A 23,298-nucleotide genomic window follows, 5' to 3' on the forward strand; every position below is an offset into this window, starting at 1 on the left:
TACTTATTTGTTAATTTCTAAAGTACCTTCATAAGCCGCTTCATATCTTTCTAAAATATCCTGATAAGAATACGGCTTCGGACTTCTTGCTAAAAGTCTTGTCTGCTTTTCTCCACTTTCTGCCAGCTTCACAAGGTCACCTTCTTTAATCCCGAATTTCTCCAATGTAGAAGGAATTCCTACATCTTCAACAATACTTTTCAACTCCCGCACACCCGCTATTGCGGCTTCCCTTTTTGATAATCCTTCAGTATTCGCCCCTATCCGCTCTGCTATTACTCCCATTTTTTCCATGCAGGAAGGCCAGATGTAATCAAAGATGTAGGGAAGAAGTACAGCATTCGATTCACCGTGAGGTATTTTAAATAACCCCCCTAATGGATAAGCTAAAGCATGTACACCAGCAACACCTGCGTTATAAAAGCTTAATCCTGCAGTCATACTTCCCCAGCTCATTTGTGCACGCGCCTCTTCATTACTGCCGTTCCATACAGCTGTACGAATGTTTTTCGCTATTCTTTCCATTGCATCCAAAGCGAGAGCATCTGTCAGCGGGGTGCTGTTAACAGAAATATATGCTTCCACCGCATGAGTAAGAGCGTCCACTCCTGTAGCAGCAGTAATCTTAGGCGGCACCGTCATCGTTAGATCCGGATCTACCACAGCAACATCTGCCAGTAAAAATTCATGGGTGATAACGTCTTTAGTACCTTCGAGCGAAAATACGCTTATATCTGTTACTTCTGCCCCCGTACCGGCAGTTGTTGGTATTAAAAGCTTTGGCAGCCCTCGGCTTGTAAGAGTTTTATCTCCTGAAAGGTTTAAATAATTCTCAATGGACCCTTCGTTACCATGCAGTACAGAAACTGCCTTTGCGATATCAAGGGAGCTTCCTCCTCCGATTCCGATAACAAAATCTGCATCAAATGATTTTAATGCCTGCAGGGCATTCTTTCCAATTTCTACAGGCGGCTCCGGCTTTAGATCGGAATATATTTCATATTTTACCCCGGCCTCTTTCAACTGGGCTTCTAAAGGAGCTGTAATGCCGCCCTCCACCACCCCCGGGTCGGCAAATACCATCACCCGCTCTGCCTGGTGGGACTTCAGTAAAGCTGGTATTTCATTTACTGCTCCTTTACCTGAAACAATTCTGATTGGTGAAACAAACGATTTATACATTTTTCCCACTCCTTGTATTTGGTTTTTGTTTTATATCTAAACCACGTTCCTTCGGGGATTCGGTAGTTGCTATAGTTACAATAAACATCGTGAGCATGCCGACAATAACTCCAATACCAGCAGCTCCAAATGGATTAGAGAAGTTAAGGCCAATTGGCAGATACACAAACCAGTATACAACTGTTGCTGCTATTAAAGATGAAATAGCCGCTGTTTTATTTGCGCGGTCCCATATACCGCCAACGACGATAGGTCCCGCCGTAGCTGCCATGATTCCGCCGATACCGATCCACATGAATACTGCGAGGAACTCCGGTGGAGACCAGGCGAAAAATATTGCTGCAATTATCACTAAAAATGTACTGTAGCGACTGATGATTAATTCATACCGTTCCGCTTTTGCTTTTGAAATATTAATTCTGGGTACAATCGTTTTACGATACAAGTCGTTAGCGAGCAGCTGGGTCAGTGATACTATCAGACCGTCCGAAGTCGACATTACAGCAGACAGCACAGCAATTGCCAGAAATGCTGCAATTATTGGCGGGAATATTTCACTGAAAAGCACCGGGATTATCTGGTCGGGACTAATACCTGCGTCTGCACCGACTACGGCCACCCCAAGCATGCCGCCCAACGCCATTAAAGGGAGGATTGTAGCAAAAATAGTACAATACATAATCAGCTTTCTAATATCTTTACTGCCTTTCACAGCCATAAATTTGTTACCAAGGTGCGGCTGCACGGAAAAAGGCAAGTGAGCTACAAATAGTAAGGCTACCAGCCAAAAGGCTCCGTACGTGTTATCACCGGGAAGAAACAATTGATTAAAGCCGCCCTGGGGATTTTCATTACTCACTGTGTTCAGCATATCAGTAAAGCCACCATTGACTCCTACGCTCGTCATAAAGCAAACAAATACTGTAATAGCTACTATCAGCATCAGGAATCCCTGTACGGCATCGGTAATAATATCTGAGTGGGAGCCTCCCATAAATACATACACAGCAAGTACTGCTGCTGTGATAATTAAACCAACCCCGTAATCAACACCCATCATAGTCTGAAACATTGTCGCAGCAGCAACAAATTGAGAAACGACGTAAAAAATAAGCAGAATGGAAATAATCGTCAGTGCTATTCTCAAAAAATCACTTTTATATCTTTCGCCAATAAATTCCGGAATCGTTCTTGTACCGAATTCATCGCCGTATTTCTTTATAACCTTAGCTACAAAAAGCATGCCAATGACAGTAGCTATAGGGTAAAGAAGCGGATACCAGAGACTCGGGGTTCCGATACTGTAAGCAAGTCCCGGCATCCCCATAAATGTGGAGCCGCTGGATATACCTGCTGCAATTACTAAGGCGATTACTAATGGACTATAGCTTGACCTTGCGGTAGCAAAATCCTCTGATGTTTTTGTTCTTTTCATTCCAACCCAGCCGAAATAAAGCATCATTAGAATAAATATGGCCATAAAAATCCAGGAATAGGTTACAATTTGTGTATTCATAGAATCCCCCTATTCTTTTTCTTTTAGAATATTTGTTTTCCAAAGTGTCAGTGCCATCCCGACCCAGGTGCCAACTATACAAATGGCCATAATTATCAGGAAGTTCATTTTATTCTCTCCTTTCTTGATAAAATTGCTGAATAATAGGGAATTTTTCTAATTTATCGTAAGATTCTGAACTTACTTCGTATAACATTACTTTGACCTTATCGCTGTTAAGTTTTTTTGCATTTTCAATTTGGTAAGGGGCATAAAAAACATACGTCTTCTCCCGCTTTACTACAGGCACTTTCCAGGAACGGCGTTGATATAAAAAGTATTTTCTTAACGTCTCTGCTCCCTGCTCCTGAAATTTTTGCTTTTCGATTTCATAAGGAATAACTTCTTCGTTTCGCACATCGATGGTTTCACAGACCGGCAGGCCATCTATAATTCCCTGCTGATTTGTTATTCCATCTCCCGCGGTAACAATTTTTTCTGTTCGTTCGCCGAAAAGGGTCTGAAACGTTACAATCCATTCGGCTGCGTACTTAGGATAATAACAAGTAAACAAATACTCTTTTTTCGTTCCTCTCATTGTCTGTATTTGCATACTACTCTCTCCTTAACGGTATTTTATACTTATCATTTTTAATTCCGTCATTTCTTCGACAGCATATTTTACCCCTTCCCTTCCGTAGCCGGAATCCTTCACTCCCCCGTAAGGCATATGGTCGAAACGGAGAGTGGGTACATCGTTAATGAGAACCTGTCCGGCTTCTATGCGGTGCGCCATATCAACAGCCTGTTTCAGATCATTTGTAAACACTCCCGCATTCAAGCCAAATCGGCTGTTATTCATTTGCTCCAGAGCTTCTTCAGAATTTTTTACTTTGTTGATGATCACCACCGGGCCAAAAGCTTCTTTGCAGGATATAGAGGATGCAGAAGAAACATTGAATAAAATCGTTGGCTCTAAGCCATTACCAATTTTTTCTCCTCCTGTCAGAACCTCTGCTCCCTCCGCTTCCGCTTCTTTTACCCATTCATACAGACGCTGCTGTGATTTTTTATTGATCAGGCTTGAGACCTCCGTACCTTCTTCCAAAGGGTCTCCGAATTGAAGCAGAGCAGTTTTTGCTGAGCACTCCTGTATAAACTCATCAAAAATTTCTTCATGCACATAAATACGCTGAGTGCTTAAACAAACCTGTCCATTATAAGCGAATGCTCCCTTTACTGATTTCTCAGCCACTTCACTGATTTCCCCACGGCATGATTGATCCACATACATCGGCGAGTTACTTCCTAATTCAAGAGTCATTTTTTTCAGGCCGGCTTCTGCTTTCAGCAGCTTTCCTATTTCCGGGCTGCCGGTAAAAGATATCTTTTTAATCCGTTCATCCTGAAGCATTACCTCTCCCAGCGTTTTTCCATCTCCGGGAACTACTGCTATTGCCCCTGAGGGAAGACCTGCTTCGCTTAATATTTCGGCCAAAAGCATGCTTGAAAAAGGAGTTTGCTCCGCTGGTTTAACTACGATCGTGTTTCCTGCCGCTATTGCCGGGCCCACCTTATGAGTAACAAGATTTAATGGAAAATTAAAAGGAGTAATTGCTCCGACCACTCCGATTGATTCATGGAGTGTATAGGCATCCCGCCCTTCACCACCTTCTGCAGCGTCTAACTGTAAGTATTCCCCGTTCATTCTCTTGGTCTCTTCGCCTGAAAATTGCAGAGTCTGCACGGTCCGCTGGACTTCTGTGCGGGCAGCAGTGACCGGTTTACACGCTTCCTGAGAAATAATCCGTGCAGCTTCTTCCTTTCTACCCTGCAGAATCGTTGCAGCACGGAATAAAATTCCGGCTTTTTCGATTGATGTTAACGCTTTCATTTTTTTGTAAGCTTCATCTGCTTTTTCTATTGCTTCATTCATCTCGGAGGGCATGCCGTCCGCTGCTTCTCCAATCAGATCTTCCGTGTGGGGATTAAAAACCGGATAGTAATTTGCAGCCGCCTTATCCTGTCCTAATAAAAATAAACCCTTTTTCATGCTTCATCCTCCTAACAATATTTGTGAATACGTATTCTCGGAAGCGAAATTAAACCGCTCAGTTTATACTGAGCCTGGTTTAAAAGGTCCCGTCGTCTTTCTTTGATACAGAGCAGGCTCCAGGGTAACCTGTATTGGGGACATATTTTCTTTTCCGGCTTCAATGGAATTAATAAGGTGTTCAATTCCAAGCCTTCCTAAATTTTTATTGGACTGGGCGCCGATAGTGGTTAATTCAAATCCGTGATGCCGGGCCATGCGTACATTGTCCACGCCGCAAATACTAATATCTTCAGGGATCCGGTAACCGAGCTCCATGAGTGTATCCATGGCAGTAATAGCTATAGCATCAGTAGCAGCAAACACTGCTGTAGGACGTTCTTTGCGCCCCATCATTTTAAAAATGGCATCTGCTATTGCTTCTTCACTGGTGTCCGTTTCGTTTAAAAAAACTTTACCAGTCTCCATGGTTTGTTCTGCTATTCCCTCTGTAAACCCTAAATACCTGCCGTAAAAAGTGGATGTATACATTGGCCCTCCAATGAAGCCTATATACTTGTGCCCGAGCTGATATAAATGATCCGCAGCCATCTTTCCAGCCTGATAATTATTTAATTCAACAAAATTCCCACCTTCGTTATGCTTACGGTTAAACATTACATAAGGTATTTGAGACGTCTGCAGTTCTTGAAGAATCGGATCATCCATGAAAACCGAAGATAAAATAATGCCGTCCACCTGCATGGAAAGAACCGTTTCATATACAGCCATATTGTCTCCATTGTTTTCAAAAAAGACGTTTGTGTTATACCCCTTCTCTTTCGCGTAGTTCACAATAGATGAAGTAGTTTCCACAAAAAAGGGGTTATGCAAAGGGCCCGATATAAGCGCTATTGTTTTGGAACGCTTACTGACTAAAGACCTGGCTATGGCGTTCGGCCTGTAGTTTAACTTTCTCATTGCTTCTGTTACTTTTGCTACGTTTTCCTTACTCACTTTGTTTGAATTATTCAGCACCCTGGACACTGTCGATTGGGATACTCCTGCTTCTCTGGCAACTTCTTTGGAAGAAATCATTTTTTAACTCCTGGTGAATACGTATTCATAAGCAACTTGTTTTTCATTATGAAACCGTATACATAAAAAGTCAAGGATAATTTTCTTCATTTCTATAAAAAACACAGCCATGCTTCCAGGCTGTGCTCTCCGCTTATTATTCCATGCCCTGCTGCCTGAACTCCATCTCATACATCCGGTTAAAACGGGCTTCTGTGCGGGCAAATACCGAGCCTTCCGGATAGATACCGTCCTCGCGGCGTACAGCTCCCGCCCGTTCACCGGTCAGGATTTCCATACCTTCAGAAATATGGCCGACTGCCCATACATGGAAGCTTCCTGCTTCCGCCGCTTCCACCACCTCTGGATCGAGCATCAAATTGCGGGCATTCTGCTTCGGGATAATTACACCCTGTCTGCCGGTCAGCCCTTTTTCCCGGCAAATATGATAAAAACCCTCGATCTTTTCATTCACACCGCCAATCGGCTGAATCTCTCCCCACTGATTGACCGATCCGGTTACTGCTATGCCCTGATAGATAGGCACTTCCGCCAAAGAGGAAAGCAGTACATACAGTTCTGTGCTTGAAGCGCTGTCGCCATCGATCAGATTATAGGTCTGTTCAAAAGTGATGCTCGCCGATAAAGGAATAGGACGATTTTTAGCAAACTGGCCGGAAAGAAACCCGGTCAAAATCATCATGCCCTTGTGATGAATCTGACCGCTGAGAGACGTTTCCCGCTCAATGTTCATCAACCCGCTTTTCCCAACGTACGTCTGAGCCGTAATTTTCGTTGGAATGCCAAACATGGAGTCTCTTGTGCCCATAACGGCCAATCCGTCAATCTGCCCGACCCTGTAGCCTTCTGTTTGAATCATAATCGTTTCATCGTGAATTTTCTCCCGGTATTGTTCAGGGATGTGACTTGAACGTCTGTATTTTTCCTCGAGTGCCCGGAAAATATGCTCTGCTCTGACGTAAGCTTTTCCCTCCTGCAGCGCGTAGTGGCTGGATTCTACGAGCAGCTTTGTAATATCCTGAAACCTCGTGGTCATTTTCTCCTGTTCATCTATTAACCGGGAGCTGTAGTCAATCACTCTGGCTACAGCTTCCCGGTGAAATGGCAGCAGGCCTTCTTCCTGAACATAATTTTTCACGAATCCCGCCATTTTCCAGCTGTTTTCATCATTTTTAGTCATGACGGTATCGAATTCTACTTTTACTTTAAACAGCTTATCAAACTCTTCATCAAGTCTCGACAGCAGGTCATAAACGTAATAGGAACCGATGATGATAACCTTTGTCCGAAAGGGAATGGGTTCCGGTTTAAGTGCACTGGTTGGCAGCAGCCCCCGCTCTTCATAGGAGTTTTCGATATGCACGTGCCCGGTCTGAAGCATCCGTTTTAATCCCGGCCAGGCACCTGGGTGCTGCAGCAAATCCGCGGCCTGAAGAATCAAATAGCCGCCGTTCGCCAGATGCACCGCTCCTGGTTTAATGAAAGTAAAATTCGTCACCAGGCTGCCAATCTGTCCCTGATATTCCACCTTGCCAAACAGATTGTGATACGTCGGATTGGATTCGTAAATTACTGGTGCCCCGTCTAAATGCTTATTGTTTACGAGCAGATTCACCACGTACCGCTGATACTGTTTTTCCTTCATGCCCTCAAGTGCCCCTGCTGAACCCTCCTGCCCCTGGCTTTCGGCAAAAAAGTAAAAATGCTCCACAACGTCCCGTTCGTATGCGGTTAAATACGCCTCAGCCTTCGGCAAATGCCCGTACTGTCTGCGGAGCGGCTCAAATAATTTTTGTACCGCGGCTGAAGCTGTGTCTGTCATAAATAACTGCACATCTTTGCGGAAGGTTTCCTCCATTTTGGCGATGCGCCGGAGAGCATCCTGCACTTTTTCTTCTACGAGTTTTTCGTTCGCCCTCAGCTGCTCCTTTTCTGCTTCAAGCAGGTGCTGGTACGTCTCCCGGTTCATTGGCTGACCGCGTTGAAGGGGAATTTTATTAATGCCATTCTGCATACGTTCGAGTTTAAAATGGTGCTGTACCGCGAACTGGTCGGTTTCTTTCCACAACTCGTCCATTTCTGTACGCAGTCGTTCAAACATTTCCCGTTTCTGTCTTTCATGACTGTCGCTTGAGAATGCTGTCTTTAGTTCCCTCTCGATGTTTATCAAAAGCTGTTCGATTCCGCGCCGGAAGCGCTGGCCTTCCCCGGCCGGAAACGAAAGCACTTCCGGACGGTCCGGATTATCAAAATTGTGCACGTAGCACCAATCATCCGGCTGCCTCTGTTTCCGGGCCAGGTTTTCCACGCTGTGCTGGGTATACGTCATTCTCCCCGTCCCCGTTGGACCAACTACAAACAAATTGTACCCCGCCTGGCTTACTGAAAGACCAAACTCCATGGCCCGCTCGGCCCTTTCCTGGCCAATCATTTCATACGGAAAGTCCCTCATGTCCTCTGTCGTTTCAAATGAAAAGACTTCAGCATTGAATTCCAGGCGGAGCTCTGCCGGAGACAGTTCATGCAGATCAAGCCTTTTTTCATAATCATGATGATTCATAAAACGCCCCTCCCTTCACCGTCATCCTATTCTTCTGCTACATTTTCGACGCTTTCGCTCAGACGAGAACTCCGTATCGATTAGTACTATCTATTCCCGTTCTCGTCACTCCTATGCTGTATTCTTTATATTTTCCTGAGAAAAAACAGGCAGCTTACGAATTAAAGCTCATAATCGCATCTACAATACTGTAAACGCCGAGAAATATGCAGACTAAAACAATAATTCCACCTACCAGATTCATCTTCCAATGATTCACGTAATGGCCAAGGCGGTTTTTGTTATTCATAATAACTAGAAGCATAATGGAGACAAAAGGCAGAATAAGACCGTTTAATGCCTGAGCAAAAAGTAAAACATCGAGCGGCTCGAAGCCAAGTCCGGAGGAAATAATTCCAATGGCCATCACAGACAAAAACACCAGTTTGAAGCGGATGTTCTTCATCCCGCGCTCCCACTTCAATACGCTGCTGACGGTAACTGCCGCCCCAAGCGGGGATGCAAGCGCGGAAGAAAAACCAGCGGCGAACAAGCCTATACTGATAAAAGCGGTAGCCCAGCTGCCAAGCAGCGGTTCAAGCTGTAAAGCAAGGTCTGCCACGGACTCCACTTCCAGTCCGCGGATCGTCGCCCCAGATGTGATTAAAATCGCGGCTGTAATTAAACCGCCCAAACCAATTGACAAAAACACATCCAGACGTGCTTCTTTTAAATGCCCCGGCTCACTCCAGCGTTCTTTTACATTTTCGGAATGAAGAAACAGATTATAAGGAACAACCGTGGTACCAACAATTGCAATCACGGTAATAATAGCTCCCGGCGGAATCGATGGAACAAAGGCACCCCGAAACAGATCTCCAGGATCAGGCTGTGCCGTGACCATGGTGGTTACAAACGTTATACTCATAACCGCAATTAGTACTATCATGACTCGTTCAATGAGCTTGTAGCTTCCACTCAGTCCGATCAACAAAATAACGATGCCTACGACAGGACCGATCGTATTTTCAGAAACGCCCGTCAGCGTCGTTAGTCCTAACGAAGTGCCAAGCAAGTCACCCGCGATGTAGGCAGCACAGCCGAATACAATAGCGATAATCATCAGCCACATGGATCCGTATTTCAGCAGCGGGTTGGTGAACTGGTCTCTTATTGCCGCTCCCAGGCCCTTTCCTGTAATAATCCCGAGCCGCGAGCACATCTCCTGAAGTATGATGGTTGTAATAATTGAAAAAACCACTGCCCAGAGCAGGGCGAAACCAAAAGAGGCTCCTGCACCTGTGGCCGTCGTTACTGTTCCCGGACCTATAAACGATGCTGCTACAATTACTCCCGGGCCCAGAACCCTTACTCTCTCTCTCAATGGCCTCTTTTCTGCTTTTTCCATTGTTCGACCCCCTTTTAAAATTTTAGCCATGTAAATAATCGCAATATTCATTTTATTAAAAATATTACAGAGGCTGAAAGTGATTCTTTTCTTTCCTGCCGCCATTCACATCTACATTAACGAGGAAGTAATCATTAATTATGTCCTATTTTAAAATTAACGTTATTAAAACGTAATCTGGCTGAAACCTCCCGTATTTTTCTGTTTGTTATACTTACTCGTGGTTCGATAAATTGATTTACACCACGAGGAGGAACCAGAATGTTTAAATCCAACAGACAAGCACCAAAATATATATTATCCTCTGCCGTCGTAACGGCTTTAGCTCTAACACCGGCTTTAAGCGGAAACGCCGATGCATTCGCTGATCCTGATTCAGACGAAAGCAGCAGTTCCAGCCAAAGCGACTCTTCCGATAAAGAAAACGAAACTGAATCTGCTGATGACAGCCTGCTTTATCTCGGCGATACCGGCAGCAGTGTAGAATCTCTTCAGTCGACTTTAAGCGATCTTGATTACTATAACTCCGAAGCTGATGGCACTTACGATGATGAAACTGTACAGGCTGTAGAAGCGTTTCAAACGGAAAACAACTTAAGCATAGATGGCATCGCAGGCCCTGAGACAATGGGAGCATTAGATGAAACAGACAGCTCCTCCGAGGCCGACAGCGAAACAGAAGAAAGCAGCAGCGAGAACAGCGAAGGTAATGATGAAAGCGAAGAAGTTGCTTCTGCATCATCTGAAGAATCTTCGGAGTCTTCCACTGAAAGCACATCAGCCAATACATCTGATTCCGGGCTTGTCGATTCCGCGGAAAGCGTACTGGGCACTCCTTATGAATGGGGCGGAACTACCGCAAGTGGTCTGGACAGCAGTGGTTTTATCAACTACGTTTTTGAAGAAAATGGTACAGACGTTTCAAGAACCCATGAAGGCATCTGGCAGAACAACGGTGAATTCGTAGAAGAGCCAAACGTGGGCGACGTTGTCTTTTATGAAGGTACGTATGATACAGAAGGCGCTTCACACAGCGGCATATATATTGGAGACGACCAAATGATTCATTCCGGTTCAGGTGGTGTGGAAACTGCGGATACCACCAGCGACTACTGGGAAGAACACTACATCGGTGCAAAATCGATCGATTAATACCCTCATATTTTAAGTAACCGCCTCTCTGCCTGTTTGCAGAGGGCGGTTTTTTCATTGAACTGCATATTGGCCTATTAGATGTTAGTAAAGGAAAACAAGCGCCCGGGAAATCAGAGCTGCAGTACATATTGCTCCCAAAAATGAATGCCAGTGGGCTTTCGATTCCGGTACGTTCTCCCGTTGCTCCATTCCCTGAATTAGTTGAACTAAAGCTAAAGGCATCCCGAGAAAAAGCAAGTGCCATATTAGAAAATCTCCGGAGCTGATGGTAAAAAATAATACAAACGCCGTTCCTGTCCACTCCAAAAGCTTCTCTGCTATGGTTACTGATTTACTTCTCCGGCGCTTCGGTTTGTTTTTATAGGACAATTTTGTTCTCCTCCGCAGCAGCCCATCGAGTATGAACCAAACAATCAATATAAGTACAAACGGAAACAGCAATTCTATAGTACTCTTATCATATGTGTACATAAAATAACCTTTCCAAGCCGATTAATAATTCAATACGACCGGCTGCCAGAAATAAACAAATGCCACGATGACGAAAATAGCTACAATGTTCATCCAAAATCCGGCTTTGACCATATCATCGATGGTTAAATAATCTGAGCTGAAAACCGCAGCGTTGGGCGGAGTCGATATCGGCAGCATGAAGGCACAGCTGGCAGTTAGAGCCACTATCCCCATGATGGCGTAAGGATCTACCCCAATTCCCATTGCGAGGCCGATGCTTATCGGCATCAGCATATTCGATACTGCCGTATTGGACATAATCTCTGTCATAAACAATACAATGGCAGCAAGTACTATTAAAATTAAGACAAAAGGAAGCACTTCAAGTCCCCCCAGGAGCTCCCCAAACCACCCTGTTAAATTCGAAGATTCAAACGCAGCGGCAAGAGACAAGCCGCCTCCGAAAAGCAGAAGCAGGCCCCACGGAAGCTCTTTCATATCCTGCCATACCATGAGCCCGCCTTTCTCCTGTTTGGCTGGGAGCAAAAACATCGAAGTAGCTCCAATAATTGAGATGGAAGTGTCGGAGAGACGATAGGCCTCCGGAATGAATCCGCTTGTAATCCAAAGGAAACCGACAATTGTAAAGATGGTCAGCACTGATTTTTCTTCAAAAGACATCGGTCCCAGATCTTTCAACTGGTTTCTTGCAAAATCGGTTGAAATATCCTTTTGCGCTGTCACGCGAAACTGAATTTTCGTTAAATAAAAATAAAGACCGGTCAATAGAATAACTGTTAAAGGAAAACCAAATAAAAACCATTCGGCAAAGGTAACTGTACGGTCCAGATTGGAAGAAGCTACGGCGGCAAAAGCAGCATTGGGCACTGACCCTATTAATGTGGCCAGCCCGCCGATAGAGGCTGCATAAGCCACTGACAGAAGCAGCCCCTTAGCAAAACGGTTCAAGGAGACTTCATCAAAGAAACCTTTATCCTTCACCTCTTTAATTAACGCCAGCGCAATCGGCAGCATCAATAACGCCGTGGCTGCATTTGAAATCCACATGGAAAGCAGGGCGGTCGCCAATATAACGCCCAGCACAATGCGCTGACTCCCGGTACCGACAAACGAAATAATTGTCATCGCAATCCGTTTATGTAAGTTCCATTTTTCAATCGCAAGAGCAATCGTGAACCCCCCCATATACATAAAGACAATGGGATCGGCATAAGCCATTGTTGCCGTTTCTTCATCTGCCCCTCCTGTAATGGGCAATAGAAAGATAGGAAGCAGCGACGTAGCTGGTATGGGCAGGGCTTCCGTAATCCACCAGGAAGCTACCCAGGCCGTAACGGCAAGTACTGCTCTCGGTTCGCTTTCAAGACCCGTAAGCGAGGGGACGAAAAATAATAAAGCAAATAAGGCCGGTCCCAGCATCAGTCCGATTTTTTTTCTTCTTGGCATAGTGGCGCTCCTTTCAAATAAGTATGTAAGCAGCGTTAAAATTCGATCGGAATATTCTGTTTTTTACCGCCTCATAATGTCTATTATATAGATAAAAGCTATTTGTTTGGATAAATATTATAAAAAAGAAAAAAACAGGAAAAAAGGTGGATGCTCTATGGCACCCACCTCCCAAACGTTTTTATTTGACCTGTACATAGCTTGGATGAGCAGTGATATACAAGCCTGATTTTAACCGGAACATTTCAGTACTGCTTCCGTTCACATTCACTTTTTCCATAATGGTGAATGCTTCTCCCTGACTGACCGTTCCCGCTACGGCATCAGCATCAAAAGAAGGACGGGAGCGTACATTCAGCACCTCAGCAAGGACTACCGCGAGTTTCCCTTTAATTGCAGAGTTTTCGAGAGCTTCCCACGTGTTCGGACCGACGATGCCGTCCACTGTTAAGCGTTGCGACTTCTGGAAGGAACGGACCGCATTTTCCGTTTCATCCCCAAAATCTCCATCTGTACCGTACAGCGGCAGTTGTTCTCCCGCATCCAGCAGCAGCTGCTGCATCCGGGCCACTGCCGGACCGTTGTCACCGGGACGAAGCGTTGGAGTTAAGTCTTCCCCTACTGGATGGCCCTCACGTACCGCCTCCCTTACACTATCCATATCAATGCCCGGGCACGTGTTTGAGGAGTGGCCGGGATATTCCCGGTGTCCTTTCACATTACTGATGGAAACACCGACTCCTTCTGTCCCCCGAAGTGCTGCCTGAAGATCAAAAAACGAACGTTCCTGTGCTTCGGTAAACGAACCGCTTCCCACCAGGCAGATACCTATTAACGGCGTATTGTTGTTACCCACATGATATGAGATCCGATCGATTCCATTGGCCCATTGAATTGTCCCGTCTCTGGTAATTATAAAATGGTAACCAACGCTTGGCCAGCCGAGGGAATCCACATGATAATTGGCAAAGGAAAAAGCATCTCCACTCGTTGTTGCCGAATGGTGTCTTGCGATTCCTGTAATCTTTGATAGCGACCGCTTCTGGTAGGAACCATTTCTTTTCACGCTTCCCCTGACGTCGACGAGCTGAGGCAGTTGTTGAAACATTAAAACATCCCCTTTTTCATATAGTCAGCCGGTATATTGCGGCTTCTATACATAAAAGGGGATGCCAGGCTGTATTTTACAACCACTTTACTGAAATTTTTTTGTATAGCTTTGAGCCCATTTTTCCATCGCTTCTAAAATCGGGAGAAGACCCGTCCCGGCTTCCGTAAGCTGGTACTCTACCCGCACCGGCACCTCTGGATAAATGGCACGTGTCAAAATACCCGCATTTTCAAGCTCACGCAGCTGATTCGTCAATATTTTCGGGGTAACTTCAGGGAGGTTTTTCTGAAAAAAACCGTATCTTCGGGGAGTACCGTCGGAGAGTATCCGGACAATATCTGCTTTCCATTTACCACTTATTACAGCCAGCGTCACTTCCATCTCGCAATGTGCCTGGAATGGATCCATCATATGAAAGCGCTCCCTTTTTTATACATACTATCATAGTGGAAAGCAACAAACAAGAAAGTGCCTACTTTTTTGAAAACGTTTTATCAAACACACTGGGGAAAGGGCGTAAGCGCTCCTACTTCACTACTATGAGGAGGAATCAAAGGATGAGCAACAAAGCAGTGGTTTATCAAGGTGCTGGTAACGTTGAAATTCAAGACATTGGCTATCCTGATTTAGTACTTCACGAAGGCCCCGGAGTCCCGCCGTCCAACGCAGGACGGAAATGTGAACACGGTGTTATTCTTAAGATTGTGACGACAAATATTTGCGGAAGCGACCAGCATATGGTGCGCGGCCGTACAACTGCACCTAAAGGACTGGCTCTTGGACATGAGATTACAGGGGAAGTAGTGGAAGTAGGACGCGACGTAGAATTTATTAAAAAAGGCGATCTTGTCTCTGTACCATTTAACGTAGCGTGCGGCAGATGTAAATTGTGTAAGGAACAGAAAACTCATATATGCTTGAACGTAAACCCTGAGCGACCGGGCGGCGCTTATGGTTATGTAGACATGGGCGGCTGGGTAGGCGGTCAGTCTGAATATGTTATGGTCCCTTATGCAGACTTTCAGCTGCTTGCCTTCCCGGATAAAGAGCAGGCGATGGAAAAAATCATGGACCTGACCATGCTCTCGGACATTTTCCCAACCGGTTTCCACGGGGCCGCTTCTGCAGCTGTACGTCCCGGCTCTACTGTATACGTAGCCGGTGCAGGCCCTGTAGGTCTTGCAGCCGCTCACTCCGCACAGCTTCTCGGCGCCTCCGTTGTTATTGTGGGTGACCTTAATGAACAACGCCTGAAGCAGGCAGAAAGCTTCGGCTGCGAAACTGTAAACTTAACAAAGCACGATAGTCTAGGTGAACAGATTGAGCAGATTCTCGGTATACCAGAAGTAGACTGCGCCGTTGACGCCGTCGGTTTTGAAGCCTCCGGTCACGGGCCCGACGCGAAGGAAGCGCCTGCTACCGTACTGAACTCGATCATGACAGTCACAGAAGCCGGCGGACAGCTTGGTATCCCGGGCCTGTATGTTACAGAGGATCCGGGTGCTTCTGACAGCGACGCCCAGCAGGGGTCCCTGAAAATCCGTATCGGCTTAGGCTGGGCAAAGGCCCACACGTTCGTTACCGGCCAGACACCGGTCATGAAATATCACCGTAATCTGTTAAAATTGATTCTAAGCGATAAAGCGCAGATTGCAAAAGCAGTAAATGCCACGCTGATCTCGCTGGATGACGCACCTAAAGGCTATCAGGACTTTGACAAAGGGGCGGCGAAGAAATTCGTTATTGATCCTCACGGCTCTGTCCGCTCTTAAGCAAATAAAAACGAGCAGATACTTTCTGCTCGTTTTTTTTATGACATACGGTCCCACGATTCAATCCCTATAGTACCGGTCAGTTTATAAAATTCTTTCCAAAGCTGGACGTGCTTTGGCCCCCAGGCTTCCTCCGCATGCACATGAGGCACGTAATCCAGAGTAATACCTGTATTTGCCATCACATCATCAAATTGAATTTTGGTCCGTTTCATATGGTAATCACTCGTTACTACCAGGGCAGAATCAAAATTCCGATTCTGCATAAGCTCTTTCGAATAAACAGCATTTTCGTGAGTGCTGACTGCCTGATTTTCCATAATAATCGCTTCTTCAGGTATTCCTGCCCGCACAGCCAGGTTTTCATTAAAGCTGCCATCTTCTCCATTGGTTAAGATCACTTTATCCGCATAGCCTTTTTCTATTAAATCGGCTACTGTATATAAACGTTCAAAATCACCGCTGAGAGCAATGATAACGTCTGCGTTTTTCGGTTCATCCTGGTGAGTCAATAGGGATGCTACGGTTTTTTGCGGAAGTGCAAAAAATGATGCATTGATTAGCAAAGCTGCCCCTATAACAAAAAGCAGACTGTAAAAGATCGTTTTCATGCCTTGTTCCTCCGCCTCTAATGAAAGCTACGGATATATTGTATCAGAAAGATCACTCTTCTTAACAGCTATTTCTGGACGGTGGACCTATCAGTTCAAAGAATTAGTTAAGCAAAACCACTCTTTTTCCAGTTTCTCTACACAAAAAACCTGCTGGCGCAGCAGGTTTTTTTCGTCGTTGGTCTTTTAGAGTTTTTTACGAAGAACGCAGGGCTTCAAAAGCATTAATACGCGATTCTACCGTCGCGTAAATATTTCCAGCTTCTAAAGGAGAGACATCGAATTTTTTACTGGCCAGAATTTCTACATGTTCGTCATTCTTAGCTTCATCGAACCGCTCACCCCGCTCTGCCAATGCTTCATACTCATCTCGCATGTAGCGGAATATCGAACTCTGCTGTTCCGGGAGCGAATTTAAAAATTCTTCTACGTCTGCATTTCTTTCAACCATTCTATTGGCCTCCTTGATAGCTGATGCCACCCGTTACTGCTAATAGGTTCTTCACCTGGTTCACCCAAGCATAACGAATGGTTCATTGTTATATAACTGGTTGATGGGTTTAGTATAACAAATATTACAGACTATTGGGAACAAAAAGCTTATACTTTATACATTATTACGTATTTTGCCACCGAGCAACTTTTTTTCCCTTTAGTTATTTTTATACCTTTGTAGAAAAACGTTGCTGTAGACTCAATGGCAGCTTTCCTGCTACTCTATAGATCGATCAATTGCGCAAGGAGACCGGCCATATGAATGATGAACGTATTCGTAACTTAAAACGAGGAGAGCGGGGAGCTATCATCAGCATCTTCGCTTATTTATTTCTCTCTGCTTTAAAGCTCACTGTCGGCCAGCTGGCTAATTCTGCGGCTCTACGTGCCGATGGTTTAAATAATTTAACAGACACAATCGCTTCGATCGCTGTTTTGTTCGGCCTCCGCTATTCCCAGAAGCCGCCGGACGCCGACCATCCTTACGGCCACTGGAAGGCAGAAATGGTGGCTTCTTTGTTTACCTCTTTTATTATGCTTGCTGTCGGTCTTCAGGTATTTGTGAGCGCGGTACAGTCTATTCTGGCCGGACCGTCCGAGCCGCCCGGCTTAATTTCTGCATTTGTCGGCGCTTTTGCCGCCGTCTGTATGTTCGGTGTGTACACCTATAACAAAAATTTATCCAGGAAAATCAACAGTCCCTCTATTATGGCAGCAGCTAAGGATAATTGGAGCGATGCCATGGTGAGTATCGGCACAGTTATTGGCATTATTGGTGCTCAGTTTCAGCTGTACTGGCTCGATCCACTGACAGCTGCTCTTGTGGGCTTATTAATTATTAAAACAGGCTGGGATGTTTTCCGTGGCGCAGCCCTTCAGCTCACCGACGGATTCGATGAAAATAAAATTGAAGATTACCGGGAAACAATTTCCAAACTGTACGACGTGCAGAAAGTCCGGAATATTAAAGCAAGAAATTACGGGAACAACACCGTGGTGGACATTACCATTCTTGTGGATCCTTCACTTGATATCCAGGAAGCACACAATACAGCTACAAAAGTCGAATACGCTCTAATCGAGCAGCACGGTGTACATGACGTCCACGTGCACGTAGAACCGGAAAACGCCGAGCACTGAACCCTGCTCCTTTCAAGAGATCCGGCCCATCTCAATTTCTGGTTCTATTATTGATGAAAATGGGTATAGTTAAAAGCACTTGGCTGACATCGTTCAATTTCAAAGCCAAGGAGCCGAAATAAGAAATGGTTCTGAACTTTTATAAGCTGATATTCTATGATCGTTTTGAAACCATTAAGTAACAGGTGGTGATCAACAACAATGATAAATACACGATTCTCTGTCGCTGTTCATATTCTTTCGCTGCTTGCAAGTGAGCCGGAGCGAAGACTCAGCTCCAGTTACATGGCAGCGAGTGTCAATACAAACCCCGTCGTTATCCGCAGGATTTCAGGTATGCTAAAGCAGGCAGGCCTGCTGCAGACGAAGGCCGGCATCTCAGGTGCTTTAATCACCAAAGCGCCGGAGGATATTACGCTCCTTGATATTTACCGGGCGGTTCAGCAGGATGACCTGCTGTTTTCCACCCACAGCAGCCCAAACCCTGACTGTCCTGTCGGCCGAAATATTCAAAGCACCCTCGACGAATCCTTTAAGCGGGCACAGAATGCCATGGAAGCCGAGCTGGAGAAGCAGAGCCTGGCAGACGTAACGGCCCATCTCTTTGTATAAAGCTTTTCTACTCATCTATGCAGCTGTAAAAATTATAAACAAAGGTGTGATTAAGGTATGAAAGCAGGCATTATCGGCGCTTCCGGAAAAGCGGGCAGCCGCATTTTAAAAGAAGCAGAAGCCCGGGGCATAGAGGCGACAGCCATCGTCCGGGACGCTTCGAAGCTTCCTGACAGCAGCATGCCTATAAAAGAAAAAGACCTTTTTTCTTTAACTGCTTCAGACGTATCGGACTTTGATGTGGTGGTGAATGCGTTTGGAGCCGGACTGGGAGAAGAAGAAGCACATGTAGAAGCCGGGCAGCACCTCATTTCTATTATTCAGGAAGCTGCAGCTCCCCGCCTCATCGTTGTGGGCGGCGCCGGCAGCCTGTTTACCGATAACAAAAAAACGACCCGGGTCGTGGAAACGCCGGAATTTCCCGAGGCGGTAAAGCCCACCGCTAACGGGCAGAGCCGGAATTTACAGGACCTTCAGCAGACCACCGGCATACGGTGGACATTTATCAGTCCGGCTGTAAATTTTGACGCAGAGGGCAGGCGCACCGGATCCTACTACACCTCCCAGGACGTACTGCCGCTTAACAGCAATGAGGAAAGCTATATCAGCTATGCGGACTACGCTGTGGCAGTGGTCGATGAAATGGAAACAGCGGCTCATGAAAACCAGCGCTTCGCTGTCGTTGGCGACCGCGCATAAAACCCAAATCCGCCTTTTTTGGCGGATTTTTATATTACAGGCGGAGAAAAACAATCCCTATAAGAACCACTGCAAGAATTATCGCCTGATACCTGGTAATACGCTCCTGCAGATAAAGCATGGAAAGCACCGCTACCAAAAGCGCGTGAGCTGCAAACAGAGGAGAAACAATACTCGCCGGCCCTTCCCGGAGAGCGGCAGCGTACAGCTGCATCCCTCCAAACGAAAAAATTCCCGTAACCAGCCCCCACCTGAAGGCCTTTTTCGTATGTATATGAGCGTCGGCACGACCCTGCTGCTTCTTTTCCCGGCGCCATCCGTATAACGAATAAAGCATGCCAAACAGATAGCCTGTAAATAATACCGGCGTATTCTCAAGCCCGGCTTCTTCTGTTATTTTCAGCCCTCCATTCCGAAAAAACATAAATAATGTGGCTGTTAAAATAAAGCCATACCATATGCCGCTTTTTATCGAGAAGTCCTCCTTCGGATCCAGCGGCAGTACAGCAATAGCTGCCATAATTAAACCAATGCCCGCATATTGCAGGGCTCCAATCTGCTCCCCGTATACAAAGACGCCCAGCAGCACAATCAGCAGAATGTTTGTATTTACCAGCGGAGACGAAAGACTCGCCGGCCCAACGTTTAAAGCTTTCATGTATAGAAGGTTTCCGAAAGTGGAGCCCCCTCCCACCATTACCCCGCCAAAAAGCACTGCGAGGTTCAAATGCATGGAGCCATCCATTAGAGCATATCCCAGAAAACCGAAGCTCCCGCTAGCGTAGAGCCCCGTCAAAAACGGCGCTAACGGCAGCTGCCAAAAAGAATTAACCTTCATAAAAAAAGAAGAAAACCCAAATATCAAGGCGCTCAGCAGCGCTAAAACAAACCACATGGTCCGCACTCCCACTTGTTCTTATGTACTAAGAAGCCGCACAGGCAGCTTCTTTTTATAATAGATAAAACACATGACCGTACTTATCCACTCTGGAATTCGTACCATCAAAATAGACAGTCCCCTCCTTCGGTTCAAAAGGGTCCTTTGTCTCAAAATTCACTTTAAAATATGGAGAGCCGTCTATTGGTTCATAATGCTCACACGTATACGTCAGCGTAATTTCATCATTCACCTGAATACGGTCACTACCGGCGATCCCGGAATCAAAAACTACTTTTAGTGTCATATCTTGCTCTCCCTCCTATTTAGCCTCCTCGGCTATTCTCTTTACGCTTCTTCAAATATATTCCCTGCTCTTCCTTTCTTTATACATAATGATTGCGAAAAGAGAGAAATTGTATTATTTTTAAGCGGAGAAAGGGGAATTCCTATGAGCATCCGTCAGGCTGAAGAAGCCGATATTCATGCAATTACCGAAATATATAATGACGCCATCATAAACACGACCGCTGTTTACGATTACCATCCCTATTCGGCAGAAAACCGGCTGGAATGGCTGCGCACAAAAAAGCAAAACGGACTTCCTGTTTTTGTTTATGAGCAGAATGGAAAGGTCCAGGGGTATGCTGCTTACGGTCCATTCCGTCCCTGGGCAGCCTTCAAATACTCCATTGAGCATTCAGTATATGTTCACCCCGGTGCCCGGGGATCCGGGATCGGCCGTGCCCTGCTCCGTGCCTTAATCGATCAAGCGGAACTGGAAGGCTTCGCCACTATGATTGCCGGCATAGACTCTTCCAATCCGGGAAGCATCTATCTGCACGAAACGGAGGATTTTGAATACGTGGGCACGGTAAAAAAAGCCGGATACAAGTTTGAACGATGGCTTGATCTCGTTTTTTACCAACGCGCCCTTTCCGGCCCAGAGACGCCCGCAGAACTCTAACAGCTGCCTCTCCCTCTCCGGGAGAAGCAGCTTTTTACGGCCTTTTTTTCGTTTGCTTTGCAGGAAATCGTTTTGGCTTTCCCTGGGTGGTAAGCAGCACACCGGCTATTACAATCAGTGCCCCGATCACCTTGGCCGGTGTTAATGTTTCCCCAAGCCAGAGCACCGCCCCCGCCATCGTAACCACGGGAAGAAAATTCAGGAAAACCGAAGCTTTTGAGGCTCCAAGCTGGTCCACCGCCCGGTTATAAAACATTAGAGCGATGAACCCTGGAAAAAGCCCCAGATAAGCAAGGCTCGGCAGCTGTTCGCTTAAGGTGAAGGAAGGCACGCCAAGAAAGAGCCACTCCGCCGTAATAAAAGGAAGTAAAATTATAATGGAAGCTCCTGTCATTACAAGCAGGACACCGTACGGGGGAAACAGATGCATATAACGTTTGACAGCGATGGAATAAATGGACCAGCAGGCTACCGCCCCTACCATAATACCGTCGCCGGCATTCCAGTTCATTTCTGCTACGGCAAACAGTCTCCCATTCATTACTACCCACAGCGCCCCTACAATGGAGAGTATGACACCGATCCATTGAATATAGCGCAGCCTCTCTTTTAAAATGTATGTACTTAATAAAACGGTTACTGCCGGAATTACTGTTTCCAGTACAGAAACATTAGTGGAGGAAGTAAATTGGAGGGCTCCATAAATAAATGTATTAAAAAACGTGACTCCTGTAGCTGTTAAAACAATAAGAGGCAGCCTATGCTTCCAAAATAAATTCCTTGCCCTCCAGGCACTTTTCCACCCCAGAGGTATGATGCACAAAAAAGCAATAATCAGCCTGAAAAAAGCTATCGTAAAAGGAGGGAGGTCGTTGATAGCCTTTCCTACTAAAATATTTCCAGAATAAAAAAACACTACCATAATAAGCATAATATACGCAGCCATACTGACCGTCCACCTCTTTCCCCTATAATATCACGGTCATTTCCCGGGAAATTTTGAGATTACCCTGCATTTTCCCGCAACTTTCAACAATTTTTTCTTCTTTTACAAGTTTTCATAATAATTATACATTTTTATAGACTATTAAAGCATACAGGAGTAACGGCGTGTGTTACAATGCCCGGAGAGCATACAATGGAGAGGAGAAATCAGAGTGAGCAAAAAATGGATTCTGAGTACAGGCCTCGCCCTGTCGGTAGCAATTGTTGGTGCCTGCAGTAACGGCGACGGCGGGGAGAATTCCTCTGATAACAATAACGGAAACGAAGAACAGCAGTCAGAGGAAAACTCCAATAACAACGAAGAAAATAATCAGCAGGAAGAATCAGATGAAGGATCCTCTGAAGAACAGGCATCCGGTGAAGAACAGGCAGAAGATTTACCTGAACCGGATTTAAGCGATGTACCTGACACAGTCGCTACCGTGAATGGAGAAGAAATTACCAAAGAGGAATTTGAACCAATTTTCACTACTAACTATGAGCAGTATGCTCCTCAAGCTGCCTCCTCCGGCGACCAAAGTAATGAAGAAGTCCAATCGACTCTAAAAGAACAAACAGCTGAATCCCTTATCAATCAGGAGCTTTTAGTACAGGAAGCTAAAGCAGGAGATTATGAGGTAAAGGAAGAAGATGTAGATGAGCAGGTAAGCTCTCTTAAAGAGCAGTTTGAATCTGATGAAGAATACCAGAAGGCTCTTGAAGAGCAGGGTTACACAGAAGAAGAGCTGCGCGAGGAAGCACGAACCTCCCTGCAGATACAGGCGCTCCTGGACGAAGAGCTTGAAGATGTTGAAGTTACTGATAAAGAAGTAGAAGAGATGTACAATCAAATGACTCAAGGCCAGGGTGAAGATGCCGGTTCTCTTGAAGACCTGCGCCCACAGATCGAACAGCAGCTTGAATCCCAGAAACAGCAGCAGCAACAGCAGGAATACACTGATCAGCTGCGTGAAGATGCAGAGATCGAAAATAATGTAGCTTCTGACTCACAACAAAACAGCGATTCTGAAGAATAACTGACTTAAAGTCCCGGCCGATTAACCGGGGCTTTTTATATTAACAAAACAGCGCGGCCTCTTATGCAGAGGCTGCGCTGTTTTTTGAGGCTCTATAATATTTGTTGGGGTACAGACACAAAAAAACACGCAGACTCCCATATCCGTTATACTTGCGTCGACAA

General features: G+C 45.6%; 23 protein-coding genes. 7 read left to right on the plus strand and 16 right to left on the minus strand.

Annotated elements, in window-relative coordinates; translation table 11 throughout:
* Window positions 1-3: 3 nt before the first annotated feature.
* The 7 genes from ACTTK7_RS11180 to ACTTK7_RS11210 all read right to left on the minus strand — a co-directional run bounded on the left by ACTTK7_RS11180 (window position 4) and on the right by ACTTK7_RS11210 (window position 9,754).
* Window positions 4-1,182, minus strand: coding sequence for an iron-containing alcohol dehydrogenase (locus ACTTK7_RS11180; RefSeq protein WP_462868195.1), 1,179 nt, complete (start codon window positions 1,180-1,182; stop codon window positions 4-6).
* A complete protein-coding gene (locus ACTTK7_RS11185; RefSeq protein WP_462868196.1) occupies window positions 1,175-2,698 on the minus strand; it encodes a sodium:solute symporter family protein in 1,524 nt (507 codons plus the stop codon). Before ACTTK7_RS11185 ends, ACTTK7_RS11180 begins: the two co-directional genes overlap by 8 nt.
* Window positions 2,699-2,807: 109 nt before the next feature.
* A complete protein-coding gene (locus ACTTK7_RS11190) occupies window positions 2,808-3,290 on the minus strand; it encodes a hypothetical protein (RefSeq protein ID WP_462868197.1) in 483 nt (160 codons plus the stop codon).
* Window positions 3,291-3,302: 12 nt separating this feature from the next.
* Complete coding sequence (locus ACTTK7_RS11195; RefSeq protein WP_462868198.1) at window positions 3,303-4,730, minus strand: aldehyde dehydrogenase family protein; 1,428 nt, start codon at window positions 4,728-4,730, stop codon at window positions 3,303-3,305.
* Between the two features lie 63 nt (window positions 4,731-4,793).
* Window positions 4,794-5,807 carry a LacI family DNA-binding transcriptional regulator gene (locus ACTTK7_RS11200; RefSeq protein WP_462868199.1) on the minus strand — a complete coding sequence of 338 codons (1,014 nt, stop codon included), beginning with the start codon at window positions 5,805-5,807 and terminating at the stop codon, window positions 4,794-4,796.
* A gap of 136 nt (window positions 5,808-5,943) precedes the next feature.
* Window positions 5,944-8,367, minus strand: a complete 2,424-nt coding sequence (locus tag ACTTK7_RS11205) for a Lon protease family protein (protein ID WP_462868200.1) — start codon at window positions 8,365-8,367, stop codon at window positions 5,944-5,946.
* A gap of 154 nt (window positions 8,368-8,521) precedes the next feature.
* A complete protein-coding gene (locus tag ACTTK7_RS11210) occupies window positions 8,522-9,754 on the minus strand; it encodes an Nramp family divalent metal transporter (protein ID WP_462868201.1) in 1,233 nt (410 codons plus the stop codon).
* Window positions 9,755-10,015: 261 nt separating this feature from the next.
* Between ACTTK7_RS11210 and ACTTK7_RS11215 the strand changes: the two genes are divergently transcribed.
* The gene (locus tag ACTTK7_RS11215; protein WP_462868202.1) at window positions 10,016-10,906 is read left to right on the plus strand and encodes a C40 family peptidase; all 891 of its coding nucleotides are present in this window, start codon (window positions 10,016-10,018) and stop codon (window positions 10,904-10,906) included.
* 84 nt (window positions 10,907-10,990) lie between these two features.
* Here the strand turns inward: ACTTK7_RS11215 and ACTTK7_RS11220 are convergent, their stop codons facing one another.
* The 4 genes from ACTTK7_RS11220 to ACTTK7_RS11235 form a co-directional block, all read right to left on the minus strand.
* The gene (locus tag ACTTK7_RS11220) at window positions 10,991-11,278 is read right to left on the minus strand and encodes a hypothetical protein (protein WP_462868203.1); all 288 of its coding nucleotides are present in this window, start codon (window positions 11,276-11,278) and stop codon (window positions 10,991-10,993) included.
* A gap of 123 nt (window positions 11,279-11,401) precedes the next feature.
* Window positions 11,402-12,829, minus strand: a complete 1,428-nt coding sequence (locus tag ACTTK7_RS11225; protein WP_462868204.1) for an SLC13 family permease — start codon at window positions 12,827-12,829, stop codon at window positions 11,402-11,404.
* A 181-nt stretch (window positions 12,830-13,010) separates the two neighbouring features.
* Window positions 13,011-13,937, minus strand: coding sequence for a peptidoglycan recognition protein family protein (locus ACTTK7_RS11230; protein ID WP_462868205.1), 927 nt, complete (start codon window positions 13,935-13,937; stop codon window positions 13,011-13,013).
* Window positions 13,938-14,024: 87 nt separating this feature from the next.
* Window positions 14,025-14,351, minus strand: coding sequence for a winged helix-turn-helix transcriptional regulator (locus ACTTK7_RS11235; RefSeq protein WP_462868206.1), 327 nt, complete (start codon window positions 14,349-14,351; stop codon window positions 14,025-14,027).
* A gap of 146 nt (window positions 14,352-14,497) precedes the next feature.
* Here ACTTK7_RS11235 and fdhA point away from each other — a divergent pair, with 146 nt between their 5' ends.
* Entirely contained in the window at window positions 14,498-15,712 is a 1,215-nt protein-coding gene (fdhA, locus tag ACTTK7_RS11240; RefSeq protein ID WP_462868207.1) for a formaldehyde dehydrogenase, glutathione-independent, read from the plus strand.
* Between the two features lie 38 nt (window positions 15,713-15,750).
* On the opposite strand, the gene ACTTK7_RS11245 is transcribed toward fdhA, so the two are convergent.
* A complete protein-coding gene (locus ACTTK7_RS11245) occupies window positions 15,751-16,323 on the minus strand; it encodes a YdcF family protein (protein WP_462868208.1) in 573 nt (190 codons plus the stop codon).
* Between the two features lie 196 nt (window positions 16,324-16,519).
* Complete coding sequence (locus tag ACTTK7_RS11250) at window positions 16,520-16,774, minus strand: hypothetical protein (protein ID WP_022794243.1); 255 nt, start codon at window positions 16,772-16,774, stop codon at window positions 16,520-16,522.
* Between the two features lie 302 nt (window positions 16,775-17,076).
* On the opposite strand from ACTTK7_RS11250, the gene ACTTK7_RS11255 reads away from it, so the two are divergent.
* The 3 genes from ACTTK7_RS11255 (at window position 17,077) to ACTTK7_RS11265 (ending at window position 19,269) form a co-directional block, all read left to right on the plus strand.
* A complete protein-coding gene (locus ACTTK7_RS11255) occupies window positions 17,077-17,958 on the plus strand; it encodes a cation diffusion facilitator family transporter (protein ID WP_462868209.1) in 882 nt (293 codons plus the stop codon).
* A gap of 201 nt (window positions 17,959-18,159) precedes the next feature.
* Window positions 18,160-18,570, plus strand: coding sequence for an Rrf2 family transcriptional regulator (locus ACTTK7_RS11260; protein WP_462868210.1), 411 nt, complete (start codon window positions 18,160-18,162; stop codon window positions 18,568-18,570).
* 57 nt (window positions 18,571-18,627) lie between these two features.
* Window positions 18,628-19,269 carry an NAD(P)-dependent oxidoreductase gene (locus ACTTK7_RS11265; RefSeq protein WP_462868211.1) on the plus strand — a complete coding sequence of 214 codons (642 nt, stop codon included), beginning with the start codon at window positions 18,628-18,630 and terminating at the stop codon, window positions 19,267-19,269.
* A 34-nt stretch (window positions 19,270-19,303) separates the two neighbouring features.
* On the opposite strand, the gene ACTTK7_RS11270 is transcribed toward ACTTK7_RS11265, so the two are convergent.
* Both ACTTK7_RS11270 and ACTTK7_RS11275 read right to left on the minus strand, forming a co-directional pair.
* Complete coding sequence (locus ACTTK7_RS11270; protein WP_462868212.1) at window positions 19,304-20,164, minus strand: EamA family transporter; 861 nt, start codon at window positions 20,162-20,164, stop codon at window positions 19,304-19,306.
* A gap of 55 nt (window positions 20,165-20,219) precedes the next feature.
* A complete protein-coding gene (locus tag ACTTK7_RS11275; protein WP_462868213.1) occupies window positions 20,220-20,453 on the minus strand; it encodes a hypothetical protein in 234 nt (77 codons plus the stop codon).
* A 144-nt stretch (window positions 20,454-20,597) separates the two neighbouring features.
* Between ACTTK7_RS11275 and ACTTK7_RS11280 the strand changes: the two genes are divergently transcribed.
* The gene (locus ACTTK7_RS11280; protein WP_462868214.1) at window positions 20,598-21,113 is read left to right on the plus strand and encodes an N-acetyltransferase family protein; all 516 of its coding nucleotides are present in this window, start codon (window positions 20,598-20,600) and stop codon (window positions 21,111-21,113) included.
* Between the two features lie 34 nt (window positions 21,114-21,147).
* Here the strand turns inward: ACTTK7_RS11280 and ACTTK7_RS11285 are convergent, their stop codons facing one another.
* Complete coding sequence (locus ACTTK7_RS11285) at window positions 21,148-22,059, minus strand: DMT family transporter (RefSeq protein ID WP_462868215.1); 912 nt, start codon at window positions 22,057-22,059, stop codon at window positions 21,148-21,150.
* A gap of 211 nt (window positions 22,060-22,270) precedes the next feature.
* Here ACTTK7_RS11285 and ACTTK7_RS11290 point away from each other — a divergent pair, with 211 nt between their 5' ends.
* Window positions 22,271-23,134 carry a SurA N-terminal domain-containing protein gene (locus ACTTK7_RS11290; RefSeq protein WP_462868216.1) on the plus strand — a complete coding sequence of 288 codons (864 nt, stop codon included), beginning with the start codon at window positions 22,271-22,273 and terminating at the stop codon, window positions 23,132-23,134.
* Window positions 23,135-23,298 lie beyond the last annotated feature (164 nt).

The sequence above is a fragment of the Marinococcus tarijensis genome, from assembly GCF_054971385.1.